The sequence below is a fragment of the Modestobacter versicolor genome, from assembly GCF_041028285.1.
Classification (GTDB): domain Bacteria; phylum Actinomycetota; class Actinomycetes; order Mycobacteriales; family Geodermatophilaceae; genus Modestobacter; species Modestobacter versicolor_A.
The window spans coordinates 281215-305350 of sequence record NZ_JABGDB010000002.1 but is presented as its reverse complement, the minus strand read 5'-3'; the positions used below and the strand labels follow the sequence as shown (position 1 = coordinate 305350).

Annotated in this window: 23 protein-coding genes; 12 read left to right on the top strand and 11 right to left on the bottom strand. The window is 75.0% G+C overall.

Going from position 1 to position 24136, the window contains the following annotated elements; translation table 11 throughout:
- Positions 1 to 4: 4 nt before the first annotated feature.
- The 3 genes from HL054_RS07770 to HL054_RS07760 are packed head-to-tail and all read right to left on the bottom strand — an operon-like array spanning position 5 to position 3098.
- Positions 5 to 1135: an FAD-dependent monooxygenase gene (locus tag HL054_RS07770; protein WP_369138314.1), complete on the bottom strand. Its 1131-nt coding sequence runs from the start codon at positions 1133 to 1135 to the stop codon at positions 5 to 7.
- A gap of 20 nt (positions 1136 to 1155) precedes the next feature.
- The gene (locus HL054_RS07765; RefSeq protein WP_369138313.1) at positions 1156 to 2094 is read right to left on the bottom strand and encodes a VOC family protein; all 939 of its coding nucleotides are present in this window, start codon (positions 2092 to 2094) and stop codon (positions 1156 to 1158) included.
- Positions 2095 to 2126: 32 nt separating this feature from the next.
- Entirely contained in the window at positions 2127 to 3098 is a 972-nt protein-coding gene (locus HL054_RS07760) for a fumarylacetoacetate hydrolase family protein (protein WP_369138312.1), read from the bottom strand.
- Between the two features lie 288 nt (positions 3099 to 3386).
- On the opposite strand from HL054_RS07760, the gene HL054_RS07755 reads away from it, so the two are divergent.
- The 3 genes from HL054_RS07755 to ggt all read left to right on the top strand — a co-directional run bounded on the left by HL054_RS07755 (position 3387) and on the right by ggt (position 6895).
- Complete coding sequence (locus tag HL054_RS07755; RefSeq protein WP_369138311.1) at positions 3387 to 4307, top strand: LysR family transcriptional regulator; 921 nt, start codon at positions 3387 to 3389, stop codon at positions 4305 to 4307.
- Positions 4308 to 4327: 20 nt separating this feature from the next.
- Positions 4328 to 4945 (top strand): GyrI-like domain-containing protein, encoded by a 618-nt coding sequence (locus HL054_RS07750; protein WP_369138310.1) that lies wholly within the window; start codon positions 4328 to 4330, stop codon positions 4943 to 4945.
- A gap of 75 nt (positions 4946 to 5020) precedes the next feature.
- Positions 5021 to 6895, top strand: a complete 1875-nt coding sequence (gene ggt / locus HL054_RS07745) for a gamma-glutamyltransferase (RefSeq protein WP_369138309.1) — start codon at positions 5021 to 5023, stop codon at positions 6893 to 6895.
- Here the strand turns inward: ggt and HL054_RS07740 are convergent.
- Positions 6892 to 7377, bottom strand: a complete 486-nt coding sequence (locus HL054_RS07740) for a MarR family winged helix-turn-helix transcriptional regulator (protein ID WP_369138308.1) — start codon at positions 7375 to 7377, stop codon at positions 6892 to 6894. The genes ggt and HL054_RS07740 overlap by 4 nt on opposite strands.
- A gap of 82 nt (positions 7378 to 7459) precedes the next feature.
- Here HL054_RS07740 and HL054_RS07735 point away from each other — a divergent pair, with 82 nt between their 5' ends.
- Both HL054_RS07735 and HL054_RS07730 read left to right on the top strand, forming a co-directional pair.
- Positions 7460 to 9598 carry an MMPL family transporter gene (locus HL054_RS07735; RefSeq protein WP_369138307.1) on the top strand — a complete coding sequence of 713 codons (2139 nt, stop codon included), beginning with the start codon at positions 7460 to 7462 and terminating at the stop codon, positions 9596 to 9598.
- 127 nt (positions 9599 to 9725) lie between these two features.
- Positions 9726 to 11048, top strand: a complete 1323-nt coding sequence (locus tag HL054_RS07730) for an MFS transporter (RefSeq protein ID WP_369138306.1) — start codon at positions 9726 to 9728, stop codon at positions 11046 to 11048.
- A 24-nt stretch (positions 11049 to 11072) separates the two neighbouring features.
- On the opposite strand, the gene HL054_RS07725 is transcribed toward HL054_RS07730, so the two are convergent.
- The 3 genes from HL054_RS07725 to HL054_RS07715 are packed head-to-tail and all read right to left on the bottom strand — an operon-like array spanning position 11073 to position 12149.
- Positions 11073 to 11447 carry an ester cyclase gene (locus HL054_RS07725; protein ID WP_369138305.1) on the bottom strand — a complete coding sequence of 125 codons (375 nt, stop codon included), beginning with the start codon at positions 11445 to 11447 and terminating at the stop codon, positions 11073 to 11075.
- 49 nt (positions 11448 to 11496) lie between these two features.
- Positions 11497 to 11901, bottom strand: a complete 405-nt coding sequence (locus HL054_RS07720) for a hypothetical protein (RefSeq protein ID WP_369138304.1) — start codon at positions 11899 to 11901, stop codon at positions 11497 to 11499.
- Positions 11902 to 11945: 44 nt separating this feature from the next.
- A complete protein-coding gene (locus HL054_RS07715; protein ID WP_369138303.1) occupies positions 11946 to 12149 on the bottom strand; it encodes a zinc-ribbon domain-containing protein in 204 nt (67 codons plus the stop codon).
- Between the two features lie 125 nt (positions 12150 to 12274).
- On the opposite strand from HL054_RS07715, the gene HL054_RS07710 reads away from it, so the two are divergent.
- The 3 genes from HL054_RS07710 (at position 12275) to HL054_RS07700 (ending at position 14578) form a co-directional block, all read left to right on the top strand.
- Positions 12275 to 13720: an APC family permease gene (locus HL054_RS07710; protein WP_369138302.1), complete on the top strand. Its 1446-nt coding sequence runs from the start codon at positions 12275 to 12277 to the stop codon at positions 13718 to 13720.
- A 3-nt stretch (positions 13721 to 13723) separates the two neighbouring features.
- Positions 13724 to 14188: a universal stress protein gene (locus tag HL054_RS07705; protein WP_369138301.1), complete on the top strand. Its 465-nt coding sequence runs from the start codon at positions 13724 to 13726 to the stop codon at positions 14186 to 14188.
- A gap of 75 nt (positions 14189 to 14263) precedes the next feature.
- Positions 14264 to 14578: a hypothetical protein gene (locus tag HL054_RS07700; protein WP_369138300.1), complete on the top strand. Its 315-nt coding sequence runs from the start codon at positions 14264 to 14266 to the stop codon at positions 14576 to 14578.
- Here HL054_RS07700 and HL054_RS07695 read toward each other — a convergent pair.
- A complete protein-coding gene (locus HL054_RS07695) occupies positions 14514 to 15218 on the bottom strand; it encodes a hypothetical protein (protein ID WP_369138299.1) in 705 nt (234 codons plus the stop codon). The two genes, HL054_RS07700 and HL054_RS07695, sit on opposite strands and share 65 nt — an antisense overlap.
- Before the next feature lie 163 nt (positions 15219 to 15381).
- Between HL054_RS07695 and HL054_RS07690 the strand changes: the two genes are divergently transcribed.
- The 4 genes from HL054_RS07690 (at position 15382) to HL054_RS07675 (ending at position 17667) form a co-directional block, all read left to right on the top strand.
- Complete coding sequence (locus HL054_RS07690) at positions 15382 to 15696, top strand: GNAT family N-acetyltransferase (RefSeq protein ID WP_369138298.1); 315 nt, start codon at positions 15382 to 15384, stop codon at positions 15694 to 15696.
- Between the two features lie 252 nt (positions 15697 to 15948).
- Positions 15949 to 16692 (top strand): helix-turn-helix domain-containing protein, encoded by a 744-nt coding sequence (locus tag HL054_RS07685; RefSeq protein ID WP_369138297.1) that lies wholly within the window; start codon positions 15949 to 15951, stop codon positions 16690 to 16692.
- Positions 16693 to 16786: 94 nt separating this feature from the next.
- Positions 16787 to 17224 (top strand): nuclear transport factor 2 family protein, encoded by a 438-nt coding sequence (locus HL054_RS07680; protein WP_369138296.1) that lies wholly within the window; start codon positions 16787 to 16789, stop codon positions 17222 to 17224.
- Positions 17221 to 17667: an SRPBCC family protein gene (locus HL054_RS07675; RefSeq protein WP_369138295.1), complete on the top strand. Its 447-nt coding sequence runs from the start codon at positions 17221 to 17223 to the stop codon at positions 17665 to 17667. The genes HL054_RS07680 and HL054_RS07675 overlap by 4 nt, the downstream gene beginning before the upstream one ends.
- A gap of 83 nt (positions 17668 to 17750) precedes the next feature.
- Here HL054_RS07675 and HL054_RS07670 read toward each other — a convergent pair whose 3' ends face one another.
- From HL054_RS07670 to HL054_RS07660, 3 genes are all read right to left on the bottom strand, one after another.
- A complete protein-coding gene (locus tag HL054_RS07670; RefSeq protein WP_369138294.1) occupies positions 17751 to 19169 on the bottom strand; it encodes an ATP-binding protein in 1419 nt (472 codons plus the stop codon).
- Positions 19169 to 20821, bottom strand: a complete 1653-nt coding sequence (locus HL054_RS07665; protein WP_369138293.1) for an FAD-dependent oxidoreductase — start codon at positions 20819 to 20821, stop codon at positions 19169 to 19171. Before HL054_RS07665 ends, HL054_RS07670 begins: the two co-directional genes overlap by 1 nt.
- 157 nt (positions 20822 to 20978) lie before the next feature.
- Positions 20979 to 23963: a BTAD domain-containing putative transcriptional regulator gene (locus HL054_RS07660; RefSeq protein ID WP_369138292.1), complete on the bottom strand. Its 2985-nt coding sequence runs from the start codon at positions 23961 to 23963 to the stop codon at positions 20979 to 20981.
- Positions 23964 to 24136 lie beyond the last annotated feature (173 nt).

Here is a 24136-nt window from a genome sequence, read left to right as displayed (position 1 = left end):
CCGGTCAGGCCGGCTGCGCGGTCACCGCCTGGACCCGCCCCATCAGCCCGGGGACGTCGCCCTGCACGCGCTCCAGCTGCCACGTCGCCAGGGTCACCGACCCGTCGACGACGGTCTGGACACGGGGGAGCCGGCGGGCGTGGAACTGGTCCCACAGCTCGTCGTCGACGGCCGGCGCCGCCTGCAGCAGCTCGGCGAGGACCATCGCGTCCTCCAGCGCCATCGCCGCACCCTGCGCGAAGGTCGGCGGGCAGACGTGCGTGGCGTCACCGATGAGCACCACCCGGCCGCGGTTCCAGGGCGCCGGGAGCAGGTGCTCCTCGAACTGCGTGTAGTGGATGGCGTCGGGGTCCACGATCGACTCGCGGATCTCGTCCCACGGGCCGGAGTAGTGCGAGGCCAGCTCGCGCACGATCGCGACCTTCTCCGCCGGCGTCACCTGCGAGCGGTCCTGGGCGTCCTCCACGAGGAAGGCGTAGAGCCGGTCGGCGGACGTGGGCGTGTAGCCGGCGATGTAGCAGTGGCCGCCGTAGTACAGCTCCCCGGTGGGGACGTCGGCCGGTCGCGGGGCGAACACCCGCCAGATGCCCATCCCGAGCGGGCGGGTCTCCAGCTCGATGCCGAGCAGCGCGCGGGTGGCCGAGCGGACGCCGTCGGCGCCCACCACCAGGTCGTACCGGTGCGTGCTGCCGTCGCTGAGCGTCACGTCGACGCCGTCGTCGTCCTGCGCCAGCCGCTGCACCGTGGTGCTGAACCGGAACCGGACGCCCACCTCGAGCGCCCGGGCGGTGAGCAGGGCGGCCAGGGCCGGCCGGTACATGCCGATCGCGTTGGGCAGGTCGCCGGCGCCGCGGTTCTCCCCGCCCATCGTCACCAGCACCGTCGCCTGCGGGTCGGGGGCCCGCAGCCGCAGCTGCGTCGAGTCGGCGCCCTCGACCAGGCACTGGTCGAGCACCCCCACCGCGCGCAGCACCTTCAGGGCGTTCGCCTGCAGGGTGATGCCCGAGCCGAGCGCGGACACCTCCGGCTTGGCCTCCACCAGGTCCACCTGCACCCCGGCGTCGGCCAGCAGCGTCGCAGCGGCCAGGCCGGCGGCGCCGGCGCCGATCACGAGGACCTCCCGCACTGCGGTCATCTCAGCTCCTCCGGTCCTGCTCAGACGGGGGGCGCGACGTACACGCCGGGGTCGGGGTCGTTGAAGCTCGCCGTGCCGACGAGCTCGTCGAACGGGTTCGCCGTGCCCCACTGGTCCTGCACCTCGAGGTCGGTGACGTCGTAGAGGCTCGGGTGCCAGGTGTCCTCGTCGAGCTGCTCGAGCTCGGTCGTGTACTCCATCGTGTTGCCGTGCGGGTCGATGAAGTAGCTGAAGGTGTTGTCGCCCGCCAGGTGCCGGCCCGGGCCCCAGATCATCTTCGTGCCGGCGCGCAGCAGCCGGCCGGTGCCGCGCATGTACTCGTCCAGGCCGCGCATCTCGAAGGAGACGTGGTGCAGCGAGGCGTGCGGGGCCTTGGCGACGGCGAAGCTGTGGTGCTGCGGGTTGCAGCGCATGAAGGTCATCAGGTCGCCGACGAAGGGGTGGGTGAGCTTGTCGGAGGTGGCGAAGCCGAGGTGAGACTCGTAGAAGGCCGTGGTGCGCGCGGTGTCGGGGGAGTTGACGACCACGTGCGACAGCCGCACCGGGATGGCCTCCCGCTCCTCGATCCGGCGGTGCACCCGGTCCTCCACGTCGGTGGAGACCTCGACGGTGCGGCCGTCGCAGTCGAAGAACCGGAAGCCGTAGCCACCGCCGAGGGTCTGCAGCACGTCGGGCTCGCTGACCAGCTGCACGCCGGCCGTGCCCAGCCGTGCGGCCATCGTGTCGACGTCCGCGCGGGAGGCCGCGCCGTAGGCGATCAGGTCCAGCCGCTTGTCGGCGTCCTTGCGCAGCCGGACGACGTACTGCTCCGGCGAGCCCTCCGCGGCGAGGTAGACCAGGCCGCCGTCCTCCGCGACCGGGGTGAGGCCCCACAGCTCGGTGTAGAACTCGCGCTGCCGGGTGTAGTCGGGCACGGCGATGTCGACGTGCCGCAGGTGGGTGATGAGACGGTCGCTCATGACTGCCTTCTCTCGATCGGGTCGGTGGCCGGTCAGCGCTCGTCGACGCAGCGGTTCGCCTGCGCGCCGAGGCCGGTGATGGTGGAGTCCATGACGTCGCCTGCGCGGAGCAGCCGGCCGTGGGCCAGGCCGTTGCCCGCGGGACTGCCGGTCAGCACGAGGTCGCCGGGCTCGAGCGTCGCGACCTCGGAGCACCAGGACACGATCCGGGCGACGTCGTGGACCATGTCCTTCGTCGACTCGTCCTGCATCACGGCGCCGTTGAGGCGCAGCGTGATCCGCAGGTCGCCCGGGTCGGGCAGCGCCTCGCGGGGCACCAGCACGGGCCCGGTCGGCAGGAACGTCGGGGAGTTCTTCCCGGCCAGCCAGTCGGCGCCCAGGGCGGCGGAGTCCTTGCGGAACAGCTTGTCGCGCAGGGTGAGGTCGTTGACGATCGTCCAGCCGGCGACGACGTCCAGCGCCTCGTCGACCGGCACCCGCCGCGCCCGCCGGCCGATGACCGCGGCCAGCTCCAGCTCCCAGTCGGGCTGGGTGCCGCCGCGCGGCAGGACGACGTCGTCGTGCGCGCCGCAGATCGCGCTGGGCAGGCCCTGGAAGACGAACGGCGGGAGCGCCAGGCGCTCGTCCATGTGCGCGGCGGCGTCCGCGCGCACCTGCTCCGGGGTGCGGCCGTCCGCGCCGTCGTGGTGGGCCACGACCAGGTCCAGGACGTGGGTGCGGTAGTTCGCGCCGGCCTGGAACACCTGCCGCGGCGTGACCGGGCTGAGCAGCGTCAGCCCGGCCAGCGGGGCCCAGCCGTCCGTGCCGGCCGCCAGTGCGCGCAGCACCGGCAGCACGTCGTCCCAGCCGTCCAGCAGCGGCGCGGTGCCGTCCGGGCGGCCGAGCTCGTCGCGGTCGGACAGGTCGAGGACGCGGTCCCGGCTCACGAGGGCCGGGAACACCCGGCCGGTGCCGTCCTGCAGCCGGGCGAGGGCCCAGCTCCCCGCGTGGTCGATCTCCGGCACGCCGGCTCCGTCGTCCATGTGGGTGGGCCCCTCACGTCTGTCTGGTCGGTGGACGCCGTCCCGGACGAGGTCGTCCGGGAGGCGGGCCCAGCATCTGCGACAGGGGTCACACAGCGGAAACGCCGCTTGGGTATGGCCGGTCATCCGCGCCGCGGATGACGCAGGTCACTGCGGCCGCCCCGACCCGCCCGGACGGGGGAGACGCGGGCCCGTGCACCACGCGGGGCCGCCGGCGGCTCTACGCTCCCGCCGCACACCGGTCACCGACGACCGGGAGGAGGAGAGCGCATGGAGCTGCCCAGCCTGGACGTGAACCTGGTGATCGTCCTGCACGCGCTGCTCGAGGAGCGGAACGTGACCCGGGCCGGGGAACGGGTGGGCCTGAGCCAGCCCGGCACCAGCGCGGCCCTGGCCCGGCTGCGCCGGCACTTCGACGACCCGCTGCTCGAGCGCACCGGGTCCACCTACGAGCTCACGCCGCTGGCCCACGCCCTGCGGAGCCAGGTCGGCGACACCATCCGGCGGCTGGAGCTGCTGCTCAACGCCCGGCCGGACTTCGACCCGGCGACGTCCGAGCGCCAGTGGGTCATCCAGTGCTCGGACTCGGTGCAGACGCTGCTGGGGCCCGGCATCGTGCGCGAGGTGATGTCCGAGGCGCCGCACGTGAGCCTGGACTTCCAGCCGCTCGACCCGCGGTTCGCCGTCGACCCGCTGACGTCGGCGCGCGACATCGACGTCATGATCGCGCCCCGCGGGCTGTTCACCGCCCCGACCCTGACCCAGGTCGAGCTGTACCGCGACCACTGGACCTGCGTCGCGTCGGCGGCCAACACGTCGGTGGGGGACAGCCTCAGCGCCCAGGAGATCAGCGACGCGCGGTGGGTGGTCGCCTTCCGGGACCCGCCGATGAACTCCCCGGTGGACGCCGCGCTCGCCGGTCTCGGCATCGACCGGCGGAGCGCGGTCAAGGTGCAGAACCTGACGCTGCTGCACCGGCTGGTCGCCGGCACCGACCTGCTCGTCCTGGCCCACGAGCTGGTCGCCGGTGACCTCGCGGCGCAGGGCCTGCGGCGCGTCGAGCTGCCCGTCGCGCTGCCGCCGGTGATCGAGACCGCCTGGTCGCACCCGAGCCGCCAGCTCGACCCCGGTCACCACTGGCTGCTGGCCACCCTGCAGCGGGTGGCGGCCGGCATCACCCGCCCGGCCTGAGGCGAGCGGGGGACGGCGACGTGCAGACCTACGACGTGAAGAAGGCGCGGCGGGACCTGTACGCGCCGCGGCCGGGCCGGTTCGACCTCGTCGACGTGCCCGAGATGGGCTTCCTGGCGGTCGACGGGCACGGCGACCCGAACACCTCGGCGGCCTACCGGGAGGCGGTCGAGGCGCTGTACGTGACCTCCTACGCGGTCCGCGCGGTGGTCCGCGAGGCGCTGGGCAGGGTGCACACGGTCGCGCCGCTGGAGGGGCTGTGGTCGGCCGCGGACTGGACGGTCTTCCGCACCCGCGAGAAGGCCGCCTGGGACTGGACCATGATGATCGGCCAGCCCGACTGGGTCACGGCCGCGACGGTCGACGAGGCGCTGGCCCGGGACCGGGCGAGGCAGCTGCCCGCGCTCGGGCTGGTCCGCCTCGAGCGGTTCACCGAGGGGCGCAGCGCGCAGGTGCTGCACGTCGGGCCCTACGACGACGAGGGGCCGGTGCTGCAGCGGCTGCACGAGGAGTTCCTGCCGGCGCACGGACTCGTCCCGGTCGGCCGGCACCACGAGGTCTACCTCTCCGACGCCCGCCGGACCGCACCGGCGAGGCTGCGGACCGTGCTCCGCCAGCCGGTCGCGCCGGCTCCCTGACCGCCCGGGGTGGCGCGTCCCGCTCGCCTGGTGTGCGATCGGGGCACGCAGGTCCACCACGCCAGGGAGGGCGTCATGGCCCGTCGACGTTCCACGCTCGTGACGATCGGCGGTCTCACGGCCGCCCTGGTGGTGGCCGGCGGTCCGGCCGCGGCCACGCCGGGGGAGCCGCCGCCGGCCGGTGCGCCGCCGGCCGCCGCGCCGCTGGAGAAGGCGCCGCTGGCCGTGGGCACCGGGGGCGCGGTCGCCACGGTCGACCCGGACGCGACCCGGGTCGGGCTGGAGGTGCTCGCCGCGGGGGGCAACGCCGCCGACGCCGCCGTGGCCGCCGCCGCGGCTCTGGGGGTCACCGAGCCGTACTCCGCCGGCGTGGGCGGTGGCGGCTTCTTCCTCTGGTACGACGCCGCGACCGGCGAGGTCAGCTCGATCGACGGCCGGGAGACCGCCCCGCAGGCGATGGGCGTGGACGCCTTCCGGGCCGCCGACGGCACGCCGCTGCCGCTGCAGGAGGCGGTGCAGAGCGGGCTGTCGGTCGGGACACCGGGCACCCCGCTCACCTGGCAGCGGGCCCTGGAGGACTTCGGCACCATGCCGCTGGCCGAGGTGCTGCAGGGCGGCATCCGGCTGGCCGACGAGGGCTTCGTCGTGGACGGGACGTTCCGGCAGCAGACCGCGGACAACGAGGCCAAGTTCCGCCGGTTCGCCGCCTCGGCCGAGCTGTTCCTCCCCGGCGGCCGGTTGCCGGAGGTCGGCGACGTGCTGCAGAACTCCGACCTCGCGGACACCTACCGGCTGCTCGCCGCCGAGGGCGCGGCGCCGTTCTACACCGGTGCGGTCGCCGAGGACGTCGTCGCCACGGTGCAGGACCCGCCCGAGGCCGCCGGGGCCGCCGAGGTGCGGCCCGGGCTGCTGGCGGCGGTCGACCTGGCGCTGTTCGACGCCCCCCGCCGCGAGCCGACCCGCGTCGAGCACCGCGGGCTCGAGGTCTACGGCATGGCACCGCCGTCCAGCGGTGGGTCGACCGTCGGCGAGGCCCTCTCCGTCCTGGGGCAGCTGCCGGTGGAGGAGCCGGCCGGGGTACCGGCGCTGCACGCCTACCTGGAGGCGTCCGCCGTGGCCTTCGCCGACCGCAACCGCCACGTCGGCGACCCCGCCCACACCTCCGTGCCGCTGGCCGAGCTGCTGTCCGCGGGGTTCGCCGCCGAGCGGGCCTGCGCGATCGACCCGACCCGGGCGGCGCCGAAGCCGGTGCCGGCCGGCGTGCCCGACGGCGGGTACGGCGCCTGCCCCGCACCGGGCGCGGCGACCGGCGCCGCCGGGGCCGAGGGCCCCTCGACCACCCACCTCACGGTCGCCGACGCGGCGGGCAACGTGGCCAGCTACACGCTGACCATCGAGCAGACCGGCGGCAGCGGCATCACCGTGCCGGGTCGCGGCTTCCTGCTCAACAACGAGCTGACCGACTTCACCTTCGCCGCGGCCGACCCGACGGTGCCCGAGCCCAACCTGCCGGCGCCCGGCAAGCGGCCGCGCAGCAGCATGGCGCCGACGATCGTGCTGGCCGACGGCGCACCGGTGCTGGCCCTCGGCTCTCCGGGCGGCGCCACGATCATCACCACCGTGCTGCAGACGCTGGTGAACCGCGTCGAAGGGGGCCTGGACCTGGCCGACGCGATCGCCGCCCCCCGCGCCAGCCAGCGCAACACCGCGTCGGCCGACGCCGAGCCGGCCTTCCTCGCGCAGTACGGGGAGCAGCTGCGGGCCCTCGGGCACGGGTTCACCGAGGTCCAGGAGATCGGCGCGGCCACCGGCATCGAGTTCCTGCCCGGCGGGCTGGTCCTCGCCGCCGCCGAACCCGAGCGGCGCGGCGGCGGCAGTGCCGGCGTCGTCCACCCGGTCGACCCGGGCACCGTGCCCGACCTCGCACCGGACCTCGGGGACCGGGGCTAGCCGGGGGCGTCGGGGCGGTCGGTGGTGCGCGCGTAGCGGCCGGCGACGTCGGTCATGTCCCGCAGGAAACGGGCCACCAGCGCCAGCTCCTCGTCGCTGTAGCCCGCCATGCCCGCGGCCAGGTCCCGCTGCAGGCCGCCGAAGTGCTCGGCGCCGGCGGCCATGGTCGGCTCCGACATCTCCAGCACCACCCGGCGGCGGTCCTCCTCGTCGCGGACCCGGCGCAGGTGGCCGACCCGCTCGAGGCGGTCCAGCAGCGCGGTGGTCGAGGCCGAGGCGAGCTCCACCGCCTCGCCCAGCCGCCCGGCGGTGAGCGGCTCCCCGCTGCGCGCCGCGTCCATGATCGCCACGAGCGCGCGGACGTCGGTCCGGTTGAGGCCCTGCGCGCGGGCGAACCGCTGGCCGACCGCGTCCAGCTCGACGGTGAGCCGGCGCAGGAGCAGGGAGACGTCCACCTGCGCGCGGTCCCTCTGCTCGGACACGGGCCACCTCCGTTCGCCTGGGGACGTCGAGCGTCGTACGGTGAGATCTCTCGACGATCGAGACGAATCACCCCTGAGGAACATGATGCCCCGGCGCCGCACCACCGTCCTCCGCTGGCTGCTCCCGGCGGTGGTCGCCCTGCTCTGGCTGGGCCTGGCCGGCCCGCTCGGCTCCTTCAGCGGCCGGCTCGCCGAGGTCTCGGAGAACGACTCCGCCGCGTTCCTGCCCGACAGCGCGGAGTCCACCCGGGTCACCGAGCTGCAGGCCGGCTTCCGCACCGAGCGCACCCTCCCGGTGATCGTGCTGTGGGAGAGCGAGGACGGCGCCCTCGACCGGGCCGCGCTCGGCGAGGTGGCCGAGCGGGTCGACGACGCGGTCGCGGTCGCCGACGAGGCGGGCGCCCTGGTGGGGGAGGCGTCCCCGCCGGTCCCGTCGCGGGACGGGCAGGCGGTGCAGGCGGTCCTCCCGTTCGACCCCGACCTCGGCGACACCCTCGGCGAGGTCGTCGCCGAGCTGCGCGCCCTGCCGGGGGTCGAGGGCACCACCGCCCACGTCACCGGGCCCGGCGCGGTCTTCTCCGACTTCGCCGAGGGCTTCTCCGGCATCGACGGGCTGCTGCTGGTCGCGGCCTTCGGCGTGGTGCTGCTCATCCTGCTGGTGGTCTACCGGAGCCCGCTGCTCCCGCTGCTGGTGATCGGCACCGCGGGCATGGCGCTGGTGGTCTCGCTCGCGGTCGTCTACCTCCTCGCCGACCGGGGCTGGATCGCGGTGAACGGGCAGAGCCAGGGCATCGCCTCGATCCTCGTGGTCGGCGCGGCGACCGACTACGGGCTGCTGCTGGTGGCCCGGTACCGGGAGGAGCTACGGCTCGAGCAGTCCCGGTTCGCCGCGATGCGGGTGGCCCTCCGGCAGTCGTGGGAGCCGATCGTGGCCAGCGGGGGCACCGTGGTCCTGGGCGTCCTGTGCCTGCTGTTCTCCGACCTCGGCTCGAACCGCGGCCTCGGCCCGATCTCCGCGGTCTGCATCGCCTTCGCGATGCTCGCGGCGCTCACCTTCCTGCCCGCCGTCCTCGTGCTGTTCGGCCGGGCGGCGTTCTGGCCGTTCCGGCCGCGGTACGGCGACGAGCAGCGGCACGGCCGCGGCTGGGAGCGGGTGGCCGGCGCGGTCGGCCGCCGTCCGGCGCGGGTGCTGGTCTGGACGCTGGTCGGGCTGTTCGCCCTCGCGGCGTTCCTGCCCACCTTCGACGACAGCGGCATCCCGCTGTCCGAGGCGGTGCGCGGCGGGTCGCCGTCCGCGGCGGGGCAGGAGGCCCTGGCGCGGCACTACGACGCGGGCACCGCCACCCCGGCCAGCATCCTCACCCCGGTCGACGGCTGGGAGGACGTCGCGGCCGCCGCAGCCGAGGTCGACGGGGTGGTCGACGTCGTGCCCTTCACCGGCGAGGCAGGGCCGCCCGGGGCCGCGGACGCCGAGCCCGTCGAGGTCGACGGGCTGGTCCGGCTCGACGCCACGCTCGGCGACGCACCCGACAGCGCGGCCGCGCAGGCCACCGTCGCGGACCTGCGGACGACGCTGCAGGACGTCGACCCCGGGACGCTCGTCGGCGGCTCGACCGCGCAGGACCTGGACACCCAGGAGACCGCCGCCCGCGACCTGCTCGTGATCGTGCCCCTGGTGCTGCTGGTGATCACCGTCGTGCTGGCGCTGCTGCTGCGGGCGGTCGTGGCACCGCTGCTGCTGGTCGCCACCGTGGCGCTGAGCACCGCCGCGACGGTCGGCGTCGGCGCGCTGGCCTTCGAGCACCTCTTCGACTTCCCGGGCAGCGACCCGCAGGTGCTGCTGATCGGCTTCGTGTTCCTGGTGGCGCTCGGGATCGACTACAACATCTTCCTGATGACCCGGGCCCGTGAGGAGTCGATGCGGCACGGGACGCGGGCGGGGATGACCAGGGCGCTGACCGTCACCGGCGGGGTCATCACCAGCGCCGGCCTGGTGCTCGCCGCCACGTTCGGGGCGCTCACCGTGCTGCCGCTGGTCCTGCTGATCCAGCTCGGCTTCCTGGTCGGGGTGGGGGTGCTGGTGGACACGTTCGTCGTCCGGTCGCTGCTCGTGCCGGCCGCGGTCGACCTGGTCGGCGACCGGGTCTGGTGGCCGAGCCGGCTCGCCCAGGGGCCGACCGCACCCGAACCGGAGCCGGAGCACGCGTCGGTCCACGGCTGAACCGTCCGGCAGGCGGGAACCACCGCGGCTCGGCGCACCGGGTGTGGCAGGGTCGGGGTGCCCCGTCCGTCCGGAGGTGGCGCTGGAGGGTCGGGCGCCCCGGTACGGGCGCCGGGCGAGGGGGGCCATGAGCGGGGAGACCGTCCGGGACGTCGACGCACAGCGCGGCGGGCCCGCACCGCCGCCGGTGCCGACGGCACCGGCGGAGCCCCCGGCGGCCCTGGGCGCGATGGCGATCCTGCGCATCGGCGGCTTCCTGGTCCTCTACCTCAACGCCGCGGCGGTCTTCCTGGGCGTCATGGCGCAGGCGATCGCCCGCAGCTGGCTGGCCTTCGAGCTGACCGGGTCGAACGCCGCCCTGGGCGGGGTGCTGCTGGCGTTCGGGGTGGCCCTGCTGGTCGCGACCCCGTGGGGCGGGGTCGCCGCCGACCGGTTGCCCAAGCGGCTGGTGCTGCAGATCTCGGTGCTGCTGCTGGCGACGTCGAGCGCCTGGATCGGGCTGGCGGTCGTCTTCGACGTCGTCGCCTACTGGATGCTGCTCGGCGCCGGCGTGCTGCAGGCGGTGGGCTTCGCGCTGTTCAACCCGGCCCGGATGGCCTTCCTCACCGAGCTGGTGCCCCGCGGCTCCGTGCCGCAGGCGGTCTCCCTGCTGCTCGTGAACGCCGAGGTGAACCGGGTGGTCGGCCCCGCGCTGGCCGGCGTCGTCATCGGCGCGGTCACCTGGGGCGTCGAGGCGGTCTTCCTGGCCAGCGCGGTCCTGGCAGCCGTCGGCCTGCTGCTCACCGCCGCCCTCCCCGCGGGGCGGCGGCGCGGGGAGGCCTCCGGCCGGTCGCCGCTGGGGGAGCTCGCCGACGGGGTGCGCTACGTCCGGCGGCACCCCGAGCTGAGCGCCCTGGTGTGGTGCGGCATCGGCGTCACGATGATGGGGATGCCGTACCTGGCCTTCATGCCGACCATCTCCAGCGACCTGTTCGGCCTCGGCTCGGTGGGCTACGGGGTGCTGTCGGCGACGTCCGCGGTCGGCGGGGTCACCGCGGGCCTGCTGCTGGGGCGGCGCAGCTCGTGGGTGCGGCAGACCCGGGTGCTCGTCGCCGCCGGCGCGGTCTTCGGCGTGGCCGTCTGCGCCTTGGCGATCGCCCCCAACGCCTACACCGCGGTCGTCGTGCTGCTCGCCGTCGGCGGGTCGATGCTCGCCTTCCAGACCACCAACCAGTCGCAGCTCATCGCGCTGTCCGACATGGAGTACCACGGCCGCGTGCAGGGCCTGATCATGCTCAGCTTCGGCGCCTTCGGCATCGCCGCGCTGCCGCTCGGCCTGCTCGCCGACGTCATCGGCCTGCGCTGGACGCTGATCGGCATGGGCGTCGGCGTGCTGGCCTTCGTCGCGCTGTACGCGGTGGTCAGCCGGCGGCGGATGGCCACCGCGCACCGGCTGCGCGACCTGGGCTGAGCCCCCGACGCACGGCGGGCGGGGTCAGCGCCAGTCGACGCCGGGCAGGGTGGCGCTCCACGACTCGGCGATCTGGCCGCCGGCGACCCGGTGCACGACCAGCCAGGTGACGACCGAGGTCTGCCCGGTGTCGAGGTTGACGCCGGTGGTCGTGGCCCGGGTCCAGACCCGGTCGTCGGTGGTCACCTGGTCGTCGACGGTGGTCGCCGGGTCGTGCAGCAGCTGCCAGGACTCCCGGACCTCCCGGGTGAACTGGGCCCGGGTCAGCGACCGGGTGCCGGTCGAGGAGTGCCGCACGTAGGGCTCGGCGATGAGCTCGTCGATCACCGTCAGGTCGCGCCGGTTCCACAGCCCGTCCCAGTAGCGCTGGACGATGGCGGTCACTGCCTGCTGGTCCACGAGGCGGGATCCTAGGGTCGCGGCGCGGCCGACCGGCGCGCGGTGGTCCTCACCGCGCCGACGGGTCCGTCCCGCCGGTGTCCTGGCTGCCGGTGTCCTGGCTGCCCGTGTCCTGGCTGCCCGTGTCCTGGCTGCCCGGGTCCGTCTCGCCCGGCTCCGCGTCGCCCGCGGGCCGCTGCTGCGACGACTGCCCGTCCAGGCGCTCGAACCGCTGACGGATCGCGGCGACGTCGAGCGCCAGGTCCTCGAGCGCCTCCACCGCACGGGTGGCGAGGGCGAAGGTGAGGTTCTCCCGCTGCTGCTGGGCGCTGGGCTCCCGGGCCGGGCGCTCACCCGCCGGTCGGGTCGCCGCGTCCCACGGCTCGGTGCCCCCCGCCGCACCGCCGAACAGCTCGCGCATCATCTGCTGCGCCCGCTCGAAGAACTCGCCGGGGTCGGGCCGGTTGCTGGACATCGCGGTTCCTCTCGATCTGCCGGCCCGGCGGTCGCCAGGCCGGGTCAGGTCTGGACGGCCGTGCCGCAGATGCCGCAGACCTCGAGCCGGCGTCGTCCCCACCGGGCGACCGGGACGAAGAAGACGGTGAGCTGCCTGGCCGTCTGCACCCGCGCCCAGGTGGTCGTGTTGCCGCAGTTCGGGCAGGTGCGCACCTCTCCGGGCCCCAGGTGGCGCTCCTTGGTGCCGAAGCCGAAGAGGAAGAACACCCCACCACCGTAGGCACCGGACCCGGCCGTCGCGCGGTGAGCGGTGCCCGGTGGGCGCGGGCGAGCCGGTCCCCGGTGCGCGCTCGACACGTGGCCGTCATCACAGTCCCGTAGCGTCCTCCCGCATGACCACCCCCGCCGCAGCGGAGAGCACCGAGCGCAGCGGGCTGAAGCGCTCGATCACGGGCACGCAGCTGTACTTCTACGTGGTCGGTGACGTCCTCGGGTCCGGCATCTACGTCCTCATCGGCCTGGTGGCCGCGGCCGTGGGCGGGGCGTTCTGGATGGCGTTCCTGGCCGGCGTCGCGGTGGCCGCCGTCACCGGTCTCGCCTACGCCGAGCTGGTCACCAAGTACCCGCAGGCCGCCGGCGCCTCGCTGTACGTCAACAAGGCGTTCCGGAGGCCGGTCCTCACCTTCTTCATCACGATCTGCATGCTGTCGGCCAACATGGCCGCCGTCGGGTCGCTGGCGTCGGGCTTCGTCCGGTACTTCGCCGGGGTCGTCGGGATGTCCGAGGACGCGGTGGTCCCGACGCTGTTGATCGCGCTGGCCTTCCTGACGGTGATCACGTTCATCAACCTGATCGGCATCAGCGAGTCGGTCGTGGTGAACGTCGTGATGACGTTCATCGAGATCAGCGGCCTGCTGATCATCATGGCCATCGGCGTGATCGCGCTCTTCCAGGGCATCTCCGACCCCGACGTGCTCCTGGAGTTCACCGGCGAGGGCAGCAAGGCCATCGCCGTCGTCTCCGGCGTCTCCCTCGCGTTCTTCGCCATGACCGGGTTCGAGAACGCGGCCAACGTGGCCGAGGAGACGATCGACCCGTCCCGGGCCTTCCCGCGGGCGCTGATCGGCGGCATGCTCACCGCCGGCGTGGTCTACGTGCTGGTGTCCGTCGCGGCGGCGCTGGCGGTGCCGATCGACACCCTGTCGGGCAACACGCTGCTGACGGTGATCGAGGCCGACCTCCTGCCGATCTCGGTGAGCGTGATGCTGGTCGTCTTCGGCCTGATCGCCATGGTCGCGATCAGCAACACCGCACTGGTCACCGTGGTCGCCCAGTCCCGGATCCTGTACGGGATGGCCCGCGAGGACGTCGTCCCCGGCGTGTTCGCCACGGTCCACCCGACCCGCCGGAGCCCGTACGTCGCGCTGCTGTTCGGTGCCGCGGTGGTGACGACGCTGCTGGTGATCGGTGCGGTCTTCCAGCTCACCGGGTCCGACCTCGACATCGTCGACCGGCTGGCCACGATCACCGTGGTGTTCCTGCTCTTCATCTACGCGCTGGTGATCGTTGCCTGCCTGAAGCTGCGCGGCAGCGACGAGACCCCGGACACCTACCGGGCGAACACCCCGCTGCTGGTCCTCGGGATCATCGGCAACCTGGTGGTGCTGGTCTACACCGTGGTCGACGACCCGGAGGCGTTGCTGTGGGTGGCCGGCCTGCTGGCGGTCGGCCTGGTCCTGTACCTGGCGGAGTGGTCGAGCAAGAAGCGGGCCCGGCCGACCGGCGGGGACCCGGACGCCCAGGCAGCCGACGCAGCGCCGACCGACAGGGGACTCTGAGCCATGCACGTCATCGTCGCCACCGACGGGTCCCAGGCCTCGCTGGCCGGGGCCCGGCAGTTCCAGTGGATCGCCGACTCCCGGGAGATCACCGAGGTGACCGTGGTGGCCGTGGTCAGCCCCTACGCCGCGGTCCCCTTCGCCAACGAGCTCACCGAGCGCCGCAACGTCGAGCCGACCGAGTTCAGCTTCCAGGCCGAGGCCGCGGCGGCCGTGGACCTGGTCGCCGGCATCTTCGACGGCTGGGGCCCGACGATCCACCGGCAGGTGCGCAGCGGCTCGCCCGCCGCGGAGATCGTCCGGGCGGCCCAGGAGGTCGGCGCCGGGCTCATCTCGCTGGCGTCGGGCGGCCGCGGGCTCACCGCGACGATCCTGCTGGGCACCACCGCCGCGCGGGTGCAGCACTCCGCGCCCTGCCCGGTGCTGGTGTGCCGGCCGACCCGCACCGGCGACGAGCCCGGCCGCTGATCCTCCGCGCGCTCCGGACACCGCGGGGCGGTCCGGCTCCCGTGCTCGGCCGGGGCGCCCCGGTACGGTCGCTGCATGAGGTCCGGCGGCGCGCTCCGCACGCTCGTGACCGTGGTGCTCGCCCTGGCAGTCAACCTGGTCCTCGACGTCGCGTTCGACCTGACCGTGCCGGCCCGCTGGGCCGTGGTCGTGGGCGTCGTGCTCGTCGCCGACCTGGCCGTCCAGGCCGTCCGCCGGCGCGGTGCCGGACCGGAGCGTGCCCGGGACGGGACGTCGGGCGGTGCGCACGGTCGGAGCGCGACCCGGTCGGTCGACGTCGGCCCGCTCAGCGCGGCGCAGCCCCCGGGACAGGCGGCTCCGGAGCGCCAGGGAGGACCGGGGGAGCGGTGAGCTCCTGGTAGGCGGCGGTGTGGGCGCGCAGCGCGCTGACCGCGTCGGCGACGTCGGTGGCCGGGCGGGCGCCGGACCACGCCGCCTGCTCGGCCTGGTGCACCGCGTCGCAGACGTCGGCGAGCGTGGCGACGTACGTCCGCACCTCCGGCTCCGGGTCGGGCAGGTCGCCGGCGTCGGCGGCGAGCGCCCGCTGCCGAAGTCGCTGCTCGAGCCGGCTGCCCTCCGCCTCCAACGACGGCAGCAGACCCGGCACGTCGCCGAGGTGCGCTCCGGCCGCCTGCGCGCCCGCCACCTGCTGGCGCAGCCGGTCGCGGGACCGGCGGACCTCCAGCCGGAGCTCCGCCGCCGAGCGGCGGTGGCCCGGCGGCAGGCGGCGCGCGGCGACGGCGGTCGCCCCGTGGGCCCCCAGCTCCCGGCCGCGCGCGGCGAGCTCCCGGCTCCTGGTCACCAGCGGGCTGCGCCGGACCCGTCGGAGCACCAGCCACCCGACGAGGGCGGTGACCAGCAGCAGCACGACCAGCACGCCGCTGAGGACGGCGACCACCGCGGGGTCCAGCGACAGCAGCCAGGACGGCTCGGCGTCGTCGTCCACGTCGAGGGCGGCGACGGGAGCGCTCGTCATCAGCGGGGTGGGCATGCGGCTCCTCCTCGAGGAACGGTGCGGGCCCTCGGGGAACGCACCGGCTCCTCTGCCGGTGCCCGGCCCGCGCCCAGGAGGAGCAGCGGGACGGGGATGGTCACGAGCCCCCTCGTCAGGGTCTACTCCTCCGGTGTCGACGAGCGCAGGACGAGGAGCAGCCGTGCAGGTGACCGTGACCGATGCCGCGGAGCAGCGCCGGTACGAAGGGCACGTCGACGGGGAACTGGCGGCGATCGCGGAGTACATCAAGACCCCGGAACTGGTGGTCTTCACCCACACCGAGGTGCTGAGCGGCCACGAGGGGCGCGGGATCGCCTCCCAGCTCGTCCGGCAGGCCCTGGACGACGTGCGACGGCAGCAGCTGAAGGTGCTGCCGCTGTGCCCGTTCGTCGCCGGCTGGATGGCCCGGCACCCGGACAGCCACGGCGACCTGGAGTACCGCTCCCGCACGACCCTCACCGACGCGACCGCCTGAGCGCCGGACCGGTGGCGCAGCGGTCCGGCGCACCGGTCCACCCGCTCGTTCCCTGCCCACCGGCCCGGCGGACGGCGGGGCCGCCGTCGGTGACAGCCAGGCCGGGACGGCGCATCATGCCGGGCACCGATGGTGGGAGGAGGGACCATGATCCGGCCCAGGGAACCCCTCGAGCTCCGACCGGGACTCGTGGTGCTGTCGTCCTCGGGGCCCATCTGGGAGCGTCGCGTTCCCGAGACCCCCGCCCACCGCGTGTTCGTCAACGTGGGCCGGCCCTACCGCCTGGTGGAGACCCTGGGCTCGGACGAGCACGCCACGGCCGGCCTGCCCGGGGACACCGCCGTCGTCCCGGCCGGGCTGGACTTCGCCGTCCGCAGCCGCGACGCCACGCCCCAGCACGTCTCCTCGCTGGTGGTCGCCGTGGCCCCCGAGGTGGTCGACGAGGCGTTCGCGGCCGGCGGGGGTCACGGCACGGCTGAGCTGGTCCCGGTGGTCGGCACCCGTTCCCCAGCGGTCGCTGCGCTCGCGGCCCTGCTCCTGACCGGCCTGGCCGACACCAGCGGCCACGGTCGGCTGGCGTTGGAGTCCCAGGGGACGGCGCTGGTGGCCGCTCTCGTCCGGGACCACACGGGACGCCGGTCGGACGCCACCAGGGAGCCGGCCGAGCTGTCCCGCGGCCAGCTGGCTCGGGTGGTCCGGCACGTGGAGGACCACCTGGCCGGCAGGCTGACCGTCGGCGACCTGGCCGCGTTGGTCCGCGTGAGCGAGTACCACTTCAGCCGGCTGTTCCGTGCCGCCACCGGCTCCAGCCCGCACCAGTACGTGCTGGGGCGTCGGCTGGCGCGCGCGCACGAGTTGCTGGTCGGGACCGACCTGCCGGTCGCGGCCGTCGCTGCCCGGTGCGGCTTCGCCGACCAGAGCCACCTGACCCGCCACGTGCGGCGGGCGTTCGGCGCCACACCGGCGGTGGTGCGCTCGGCCGCGCGGGGCCGCTGAGCAGGAACGTCCTCCGGCAGCGCAGGAACGTCCACGCGCGCGGCCGCTCGTCGGCGCGACCCTCGGTCCACCGACGGACCGGAGGAGGACGCAGATGGGACCCGCAGAGCAGGACCTGGCGCTCGTGCAGGAGGTGTACGACGCGTTCGCACGTGCCGACGTCCCGCGGATCATGGCGCTGTTCGCCGACGACGGGACGGTCAGCCAGTCCCCGGAACTGCCCTGGGGCGGCACCCACACCGGCCACAGCGGCCTGGGGCACTTCCTCGCCACGTTGACCGGCCACCTCGACTCGCACCCGGTGACCGAGCGGCTGATCGCGGACGGGGCCGGGCACGTCGTCCAGGTGGGGCGGACGCGCGGGGTGGTCCGTGCGACCGGCTCACCGTTCGACGTCCCCGAGGTGCACGTCTTCACCCTCCGCGGCGGGCGCGTGCACCGCTTCGAGGCCTACCTGGACACCGCGGCGATGCGCGCCGCGCTCGACGCGCCGGTCGCGGTGACCGCCCAGGCCCCGGGGGAGGACCCGTGAGCACGATCGAGGTGCAGGCGACCGTGGAGGTCGACCGGCCCAGCGACGACGTGTGGCGGCTGGTCGCCGACTACGGCCGGGACCCGGAGTGGCGCCGAGGGGTCGCGACCATGGCCCCGAGCACGGTGGGGCCGGTCGTCGCCGGCACGACCACCGCCGAGCGGCTGCGGATGGCCGGTCGGACCTTCGAGAACACCGGGGTGGTCACCGCGGTCGAACCAGGGCGGTGGTTCACCTGGTGCACCACCAGCGGCGCGCCGGCGCACGGGGGACGCACGGTCACGCCGCTGACCGGTGGCCGCAGCCGGGTGGACCTCGAGCTGGTCGTCACGCTGGCGGGCCTCCAGCGGGCCGCCCGCCCGGTCCTGGCGGCCGTGCTGCGCCGCGGCCTCGCCGCGGACGCGGCGCGGCTGACCCGCCTGCTGGAGAACGCGCCCCGGTGACGAGGCGTCGCAGGTGGTGACCGACGAGCTGCTCGGCCGGAGGGGTCGACGGCACGGCGTGCCCGCCCGGACGCACGCCCGGCTCAGCCGGCAGCGCCGCCCGCCCGCCCGAGGACGGCGTCGCCGCTCGCGATCGGCAGCCGTACCCGGAACACGGTCAGGCCTGGTCGGCTGTCGACGCTGATGTCCCCGTTGTGCTGCTCGACGATGCGGCGCGAGATGTCCAGACCCAGACCGGTGCCCTCACCCACGCCCTTCGTCGTGTAGAAGGGATCGAAGGCGTGCTGCCTGGTCTCGGCGGACATGCCCGGGCCGGTGTCGGCGACCTCCACGAAGACCGCGCCCCTGCCGACGCGCGTGGACACCCGCAGCGTCCCCGGGCCGGCCATCGCCTCCAGCGCGTTGGTGACGAGGTTGGTCCACACCTGGTTGAGCTCCGCGGCGCGCGCCTGGATGCGGGGCACGTCGGCCCCGTAGTCGCGGACCACGGTCACCTCTGCCGGAGTGCGGTGCGCGAGCATGACGAGGGTGCTCTCCAGCCCCTCGACGAGGTCGGTGACCTGCATGGAGGCCCGGTCCAGCTGTGAGTAGGACTTGACGGCCGAGACCAGGTCGGAGATGCGTCGGGTGGACTCCTTGACCTCGCCGAGCAGGCCGTTCGCGGCGACGGTGTGCGCCACCCACTCCAGCGCCGGCTCGAGGGCGGGCTCGTCCATCGCCTCCGCGACCCGTTCGCACCAGCCGACGTCGGCTCCCGCACCGGCCAGGACCGGGGCGAGCACCCATTCCCGTGGCACGCCTCGGTCGGTCAGCCAGTCGGAGAGCTCGTCCTCCCGGTCCGCCGAGCCCATCGGACCGGTGACGGGTGCCTGCGGTCCGAGTTCTCGCCGCAACGAGTCGATCCGGGCGAACTGCGCGGCGCTGATCGGCAGCGCGGCGAGTCGCTGCAGGGCGGAGAGCATCCCCTCGTAGGAGTCACCCAGGGAGTCGACCGCCCGCGTGGCGGCGGCGGCGGGGTTGTTCAGCTCGTGGGCCAGCCCGGCCGCCAGGGTGCCGAGGGCGGCGAGCGCCTCCCGCTGTCGTGCCATCGACTCGTAGTTGCGAGCGGACCGGGAGACGCCCTCGATGAGCTGGACGCCGAGGGGGAACCGGGTCGCCCAGAGCTCCCGCAGGTCCTCGGCGGGCACGCGGAGGACGCATCCGGCCGTCGCCGCCCGTCCGGTCGCGAGGTAGGCGCCGTGCTCGTCCCAGGCGCGGAACCCGCCGGCCCACCGGCCGGGCACGTCCAGGACCCCGAGCTGGGTCTCACCGCCCCCCACGTGGCGCAGGAGGTCGATGCTGCCGTCCAGGAGGACCCACCAGGACGTCGCAGGGTGGTCCTCCTGGAACAGCACGTCACCGCGCTCGAACGTGACCGTGGTGCCTGCCTCGAGCAGCGCCAGCAACTGGTCGTCGGCGGTGCCGGCGAACAGGCCCATCCGGCGGAGGTCGTGGAGTTCCATCACGTCGTCGCCAGGTAGCGGTGGACCAGGTACACCGACATGGCTCCCTCTCCCACGGCCGAGGCCACCCGCTTCATCGACTCCAGCCGGACGTCCCCCGCGGCGAAGACGCCCGGGACGCTGGTCTCCAGCGTGAACGGCGGCCGTGTCTCGCTCCACGCGGTGGGGGACCAGGCCAGCAGGTCCGGTCCGGTGACGACGAACCCCTTGGCGTCCCGGACGACGTCGTCACCCAGCCAGTCGGTCCGCGGTGCGGCGCCGATGAAGACGAACAACCAGTTGACCGCGATGTCCTCCTGCGTGCCGGAGTCCCGGTCGGCGAGCGTGAGGGCCTCCAGGTGGCCGTTCCCTCGAGCTCCGGCCACCTCGGTGCCGAGCCGGACCTCGATGTTGGCGGCGGCGTGGACCCGTGACACGAGGTAGAGCGACATGCTGTCCTCCAGCGATCGCCCGCGCACGACCAGCACGACGCGCTTGGCGTACCGGGCGAGGTTCAGGGCGGCCTGACCGGCCGAGTTGGCGGCCCCGACGACCACCACGTCGTCGTCCCGGCACTGGGCGGCATCGCTGGCGTTGGCGCCGTAGTAGACGCCGCGACCGGTGAGCGCGGCCAGACCCGGTGCCTCCAGGCGCCGGTAGGAGACCCCGGTGGCCACGAGGACGGCGCGCGCCTCCAGCTCGCCGGCTCCGAAACAGACCGCACGCACCGGCCCCCGGCTCTGCAACGACGTCACGTCGCGGGCCAGGAGCATCTCGGCACCGAAGCGGCCTGCCTGGGTCACGGCCCGATGGGTGAGATCTGCACCGGACAACCCCTTGGGGAAGCCGAGGTAGTTCTCGATCGAGGCGCTCTGCCCCGCCTGACCCCCCGGTGCCTCGCGCTCCACGACCACCGTGCGCAGGCCCTCGGAGGCGCCGTAGACGGCGGCGGCGAGCCCGGCTGGGCCGGCACCGACGATGCAGAGGTCGTAGAGCGGCTGCAGCGCTCGGGTGCGCAGGCCGAGCGCGCCGGCCACGTCGAGCGTCGACGGCGCCCGCAGCACCTCCTTGTCCGGCACGAAGACCAACGGCAGGTCCTCTGCCCCGGCCCGGGCCAGCGTCTGCAGTCGCCGGCCCTCGGCCTCCCGGTCCACGTCGACCCACTGGTGGGGGACGTAGTTGCGGGTGAGGAAGGTCTTGATCTCGTGACTCCGGTCCGACCAGCGGTGCCCGACCACCCGGACGTCGCCGGTCTCCAGCGGGTGCGCCCGCTGCCAGTCGGCGAGCAGGTCGTCGATGACGGGGTGGAGCCGCTCTGCGGGCGGGTCCCACGGCTTGACCAGGTAGTGGTCCAGCCCGATGTCGTTGATCGCCGTGATGGCGACGTCGGTGTCGGCGTAGGCGGTCAACAGCAGGAGCTTGGCGTCCGGGGCGTGGCGCCGGGCCTGCTGGAGCATCTCGGTCCCGGTCATGCCCGGCATCCGCTGGTCCGTCGCGATGAGCGCGACCGGGCGCAGCCGCAGTGCCAGTTCCTCCAGTGCGGCGAGGGCCTCGGCGCCGGACGGTGCACCGACGATCCGGTAGTCCGACCCGTACCGGGCCCGGAGGTCGCGGGTGAGTGCGCGCAGGACCATGGGGTCGTCGTCCACCGACAGGATGGTCGCCTTGCTCATGCCGGAGACCTCCTGGAGGCAGCCCGTCCCGGCCTTCCGGAGACGGTGCGGTGATCATGGCGCAGAGTGTTCGGCCTCGGAAGGGTCCGTGGCGCCCGTCGGGCGAACCCCCGCCGACCCCTGGGTCGTGGGGCCGCCCCGCTCGGTCGTGGCCGCCTCAGGTCCCGTCCGTGGGCAGGTCCGCGGTGCGGACGACGCCCAGCCCGGCGAGGAGCTCGTCGACGGAGGACCGGCGGCCCTCCGCCTCGACCGCCGCGAACCGGCTGCCCAGCGTCCCCCGCAGGCGCCCGCGCCACGGGTCGAGGTGGCGTTCCTGGGCGGGGCTGCGGGGGAGCCCGCCCTCGCTGCGGAGCTGGTCGGCGCGTCCCAGCAGTCGCGTGGCGACGACTGCCCCGTCCTCGGCGGCGCACGCCTCGGCGAGCAGCTCCAGCCCCTCGACCACGCCGGCCAGGTGCCCGAGGCGCACGGCGTTCCCCGTGGCACGGAGACAGAAGACCCGGGCACCTCGCGGGTCGCCCAGCGCGAGACGGACCCGGCCGAGGGTCTGCAGGGCTGCTCCGATGCCCTCGGCGTAGCCCACCTGCTCGAACAGGACCAGGCCCTCCCCGGCCAGCGCCCCGGCATCGTCGAGGTCGCCCTCGGCGAGGCCCACCCGGGCGAGCTGCTCCAGCCGCAGCGCCTCCAGGTGCTGGTCGCCCGACCGTCGGACCACCGGCCGGGCCTCGAGCAGGAACTCCCGCGCGCCGGCCGGGTCCCCGGCGTCCAGCGCGGTCCGGGCACGCAGCACCAGCCCCAGCCCGGCGCCGCTGTCGTGCCGCTGGGCCCGGAACAGGGCGACCGAGCGGTCCTGGGCCGCGGCGGCCTCGGCCAGCAGGCCCCGGGCCCACCGGACGGTGCCCAGGTGCAGCAGGCTCCGCGCCTCCCCGCGCGCGTCGGCGATGCCGGCGAAGCCCGCCGCAGCCTCGGTGCACTCGCGCTCCGCCGCGTCCAGGTCGCCCACCGACTCGGCGTGCATGCCGGCGGCGAGGTGCAGCCACGCCGACGTCCGGGGCTCGTACGGCCCGGCGGCGGTGGCCTCGGCCACCCAGCCGCGTGCCTCGGTGAAGGCGCCTTCGAAGGACCAGAACCAGGACAGCGAGCAGACCAGCGCCGCGCCGAGCGCCGGCTGGGCCGGGACGCCGTGGAAGCAGTGGCGCAGCGCCGCGCGGAGGTCGGCCGGGACGGTGCGCAGCTCGGCCAGCCAGCCGGCCTGGTCGGCACCGCGGATGCTGCGATCGGCGTCCTCGGCGAAGTGCCGGAACCACCGGGCGTGCCGGTCGCGGGTGGCGCGCTCGTCCGCGGGCCGCGAGCCCAGCCGTGCCGACGCGTAGGTCCGGATGGTGTCCAGCAGCCGGAAGTGGTCGTCCTCGACGACGGACACCAGCGACTGGCGGACCAGGCTCATCAGCAGGGCCAGACCGTCCTCGGTGAGTCCGGCCCCGGCCACCTCGACGGCGGCCTCGACGACGAACGGCCCCGCGAAGGTCGAGAGCCGGTCCAGGAAGCGCGCCTCGTCGTCGGACAGCAGGCCGTAGCTCCAGTCGACGGTGGCCCGCAGCCCCGCGTGCCGGCCACGCCGGTCGTCGGCGGCGTCGACCAGCCGGAGCCGGTCCCGCAGCAGCTCGGCCGTCTTGGCCGGGCTCAGCGCCGCCGCGTGGGCGGCAGCGAGCTCGATCGCCAGCGGCAGGCCGTCGAGCAGCCGGCACACCTCGCCCACCGCCGGGGCGTTGCCGGCGTCCAGGGTGAACCCGGGCCGGACCGCGGCGGCGCGTTCGCAGAAGAGCTGGACGGCCGACGACCGCCCGACGGTGGCCACGTCCGCGTCGGCCGCGTCGGGCAGGGTCAGCGGCGGCACCGGCCACGTCAGCCCACCGACGACCCCGAGCGGCCGCCGGCTCGTGGCCAGCACCCGCAGGCCCGGGCACCCGCTGACCAGCGCCGTCACCAGCTCGTCGACGTGCGCGACCACGTGCTCGCAGGTGTCGAGGACCAGCAGCAGCCCCCGGTCGCCGATCGACCGGCGCAGGGCGTCGACCGGGTCGCGGCCCGGGGTCAGGGTCGCGCCGGTCGCCGCCGCGACCACCGTGGCGACACCCGGGCGGTCGGTCACCGCCGACAGGTCTGCCCAGGACACCGGGCCTCCCCACCGGCGCGCCGACTCCTCGCCGAGCCGGGTCTTCCCGGCGCCCCCGGGGCCGGTCAGGGTCACCACCCGGCTGCGCGCCAGCAGGCCGGCGACCGCGGCCAGCTGGTTGTCCCGGCCGACCAGCGCCGTCAGCGAGGCCGGCACCCCGGCGCCCGCGGGCGGCAGCCCCGTCGCCGCCCCGCGCGGCCGCTCGCTCGGGCCGGCTGCCGTGCGGTCGCCGCCCGGGAGGGCGACCGGCGCAGGAGTCGGCGCGTCGTGCCCGGCCGCCGGCGCGTCGAGCACGGGGTCCTGGCGGAGGATGCGCTGCGTCAGCTCCTGCAGGTCCGGGGCGAGGTCGAGGCCCAGCTCGTCGGCCAGCGTCGTCCGGGCCGTCTCCAGGGCCGCCAGTGCGTCCGCCTGCCGGCCGGACCGGTACAGCGCCAGCGCCAGCTGGGCCACGAGGCGTTCCCGGAACGGGTGCTCGCGGACCAGCCGGCCCAGGTCCGGGAGCGCCTCGGCATGCCGGCCCAGGGCGAGCTGTGCCTCGGCGCGGAGCTCCTCGGCGAGCAGCCGGAGCTCGGCCAGCCGGCTGATCTCGCCCTGGGCGAAGGCGTCGTCCGCCGCCTCGCTGAGCGCCGGTCCACGCCACAGCGCCAGCGCCTCGGTGAGCAGGGCCGACCGGCGGGCCGGCGGGACGTCGACCTGGCCGGCGGACCGGACGAGCTCCTCGAACCGGTGCATGTCCACCTGGTCGGCCGGCACGACCAGGCGGTAACCGGCGGCCGTCGTCTCGATCCCCGGGTGCCCGCCGAGGGCCTTGCGCAGGTAGGACACCAGGATCTGCAGCGCGTTGCCGGCGTTGACCGGCGGCTCGTCGCCCCAGAGCTGGTCGACCAGCGTCTCCGGCGGGACGGCGAGCCCGCGCTGCAGGAGCAGGGACAGCAGCAGCCGGCGCGGCCTGCCCCGTCGGACGGGCACGCTCCGGCCGTCGCGCCGGACCTCGAGGGGCCCGAGCACCAGGACCTCCACCACCGGGCCTCGCGTTCGACGGGACGACGGGACGACGGGACGCTACCGCCGCGGACCACGGCAGACCGGCGACAGCGCCGCGACAGCGCGCGCGGACACCGTCGGGTGCCGCGCGGCACCGG

Excerpts from the sequence above, each read along its gene's own strand:
- HL054_RS07770 (WP_369138314.1), bottom strand. The coding sequence starts at position 1,135 with ATGACCGCAGTGCGGGAGGTCCTCGTGATCGGCGCCGGCGCCGCCGGC.
- HL054_RS07765 (WP_369138313.1), bottom strand. The coding sequence starts at position 2,094 with ATGAGCGACCGTCTCATCACCCACCTGCGGCACGTCGACATCGCCGTG.
- HL054_RS07755 (WP_369138311.1), top strand. The coding sequence starts at position 3,387 with ATGGAGCTGCCCAGCCTGGACGTGAACCTGGTGATCGTCCTGCACGCG.
- ggt (WP_369138309.1), top strand. The coding sequence starts at position 5,021 with ATGGCCCGTCGACGTTCCACGCTCGTGACGATCGGCGGTCTCACGGCC.
- HL054_RS07735 (WP_369138307.1), top strand. The coding sequence starts at position 7,460 with ATGATGCCCCGGCGCCGCACCACCGTCCTCCGCTGGCTGCTCCCGGCG.
- HL054_RS07730 (WP_369138306.1), top strand. The coding sequence starts at position 9,726 with ATGAGCGGGGAGACCGTCCGGGACGTCGACGCACAGCGCGGCGGGCCC.
- HL054_RS07720 (WP_369138304.1), bottom strand. The coding sequence starts at position 11,901 with ATGTCCAGCAACCGGCCCGACCCCGGCGAGTTCTTCGAGCGGGCGCAG.
- HL054_RS07710 (WP_369138302.1), top strand. The coding sequence starts at position 12,275 with ATGACCACCCCCGCCGCAGCGGAGAGCACCGAGCGCAGCGGGCTGAAG.
- HL054_RS07705 (WP_369138301.1), top strand. The coding sequence starts at position 13,724 with ATGCACGTCATCGTCGCCACCGACGGGTCCCAGGCCTCGCTGGCCGGG.
- HL054_RS07700 (WP_369138300.1), top strand. The coding sequence starts at position 14,264 with ATGAGGTCCGGCGGCGCGCTCCGCACGCTCGTGACCGTGGTGCTCGCC.
- HL054_RS07695 (WP_369138299.1), bottom strand. The coding sequence starts at position 15,218 with ATGCCCACCCCGCTGATGACGAGCGCTCCCGTCGCCGCCCTCGACGTG.
- HL054_RS07680 (WP_369138296.1), top strand. The coding sequence starts at position 16,787 with ATGGGACCCGCAGAGCAGGACCTGGCGCTCGTGCAGGAGGTGTACGAC.
- HL054_RS07670 (WP_369138294.1), bottom strand. The coding sequence starts at position 19,169 with ATGGAACTCCACGACCTCCGCCGGATGGGCCTGTTCGCCGGCACCGCC.
- HL054_RS07665 (WP_369138293.1), bottom strand. The coding sequence starts at position 20,821 with ATGAGCAAGGCGACCATCCTGTCGGTGGACGACGACCCCATGGTCCTG.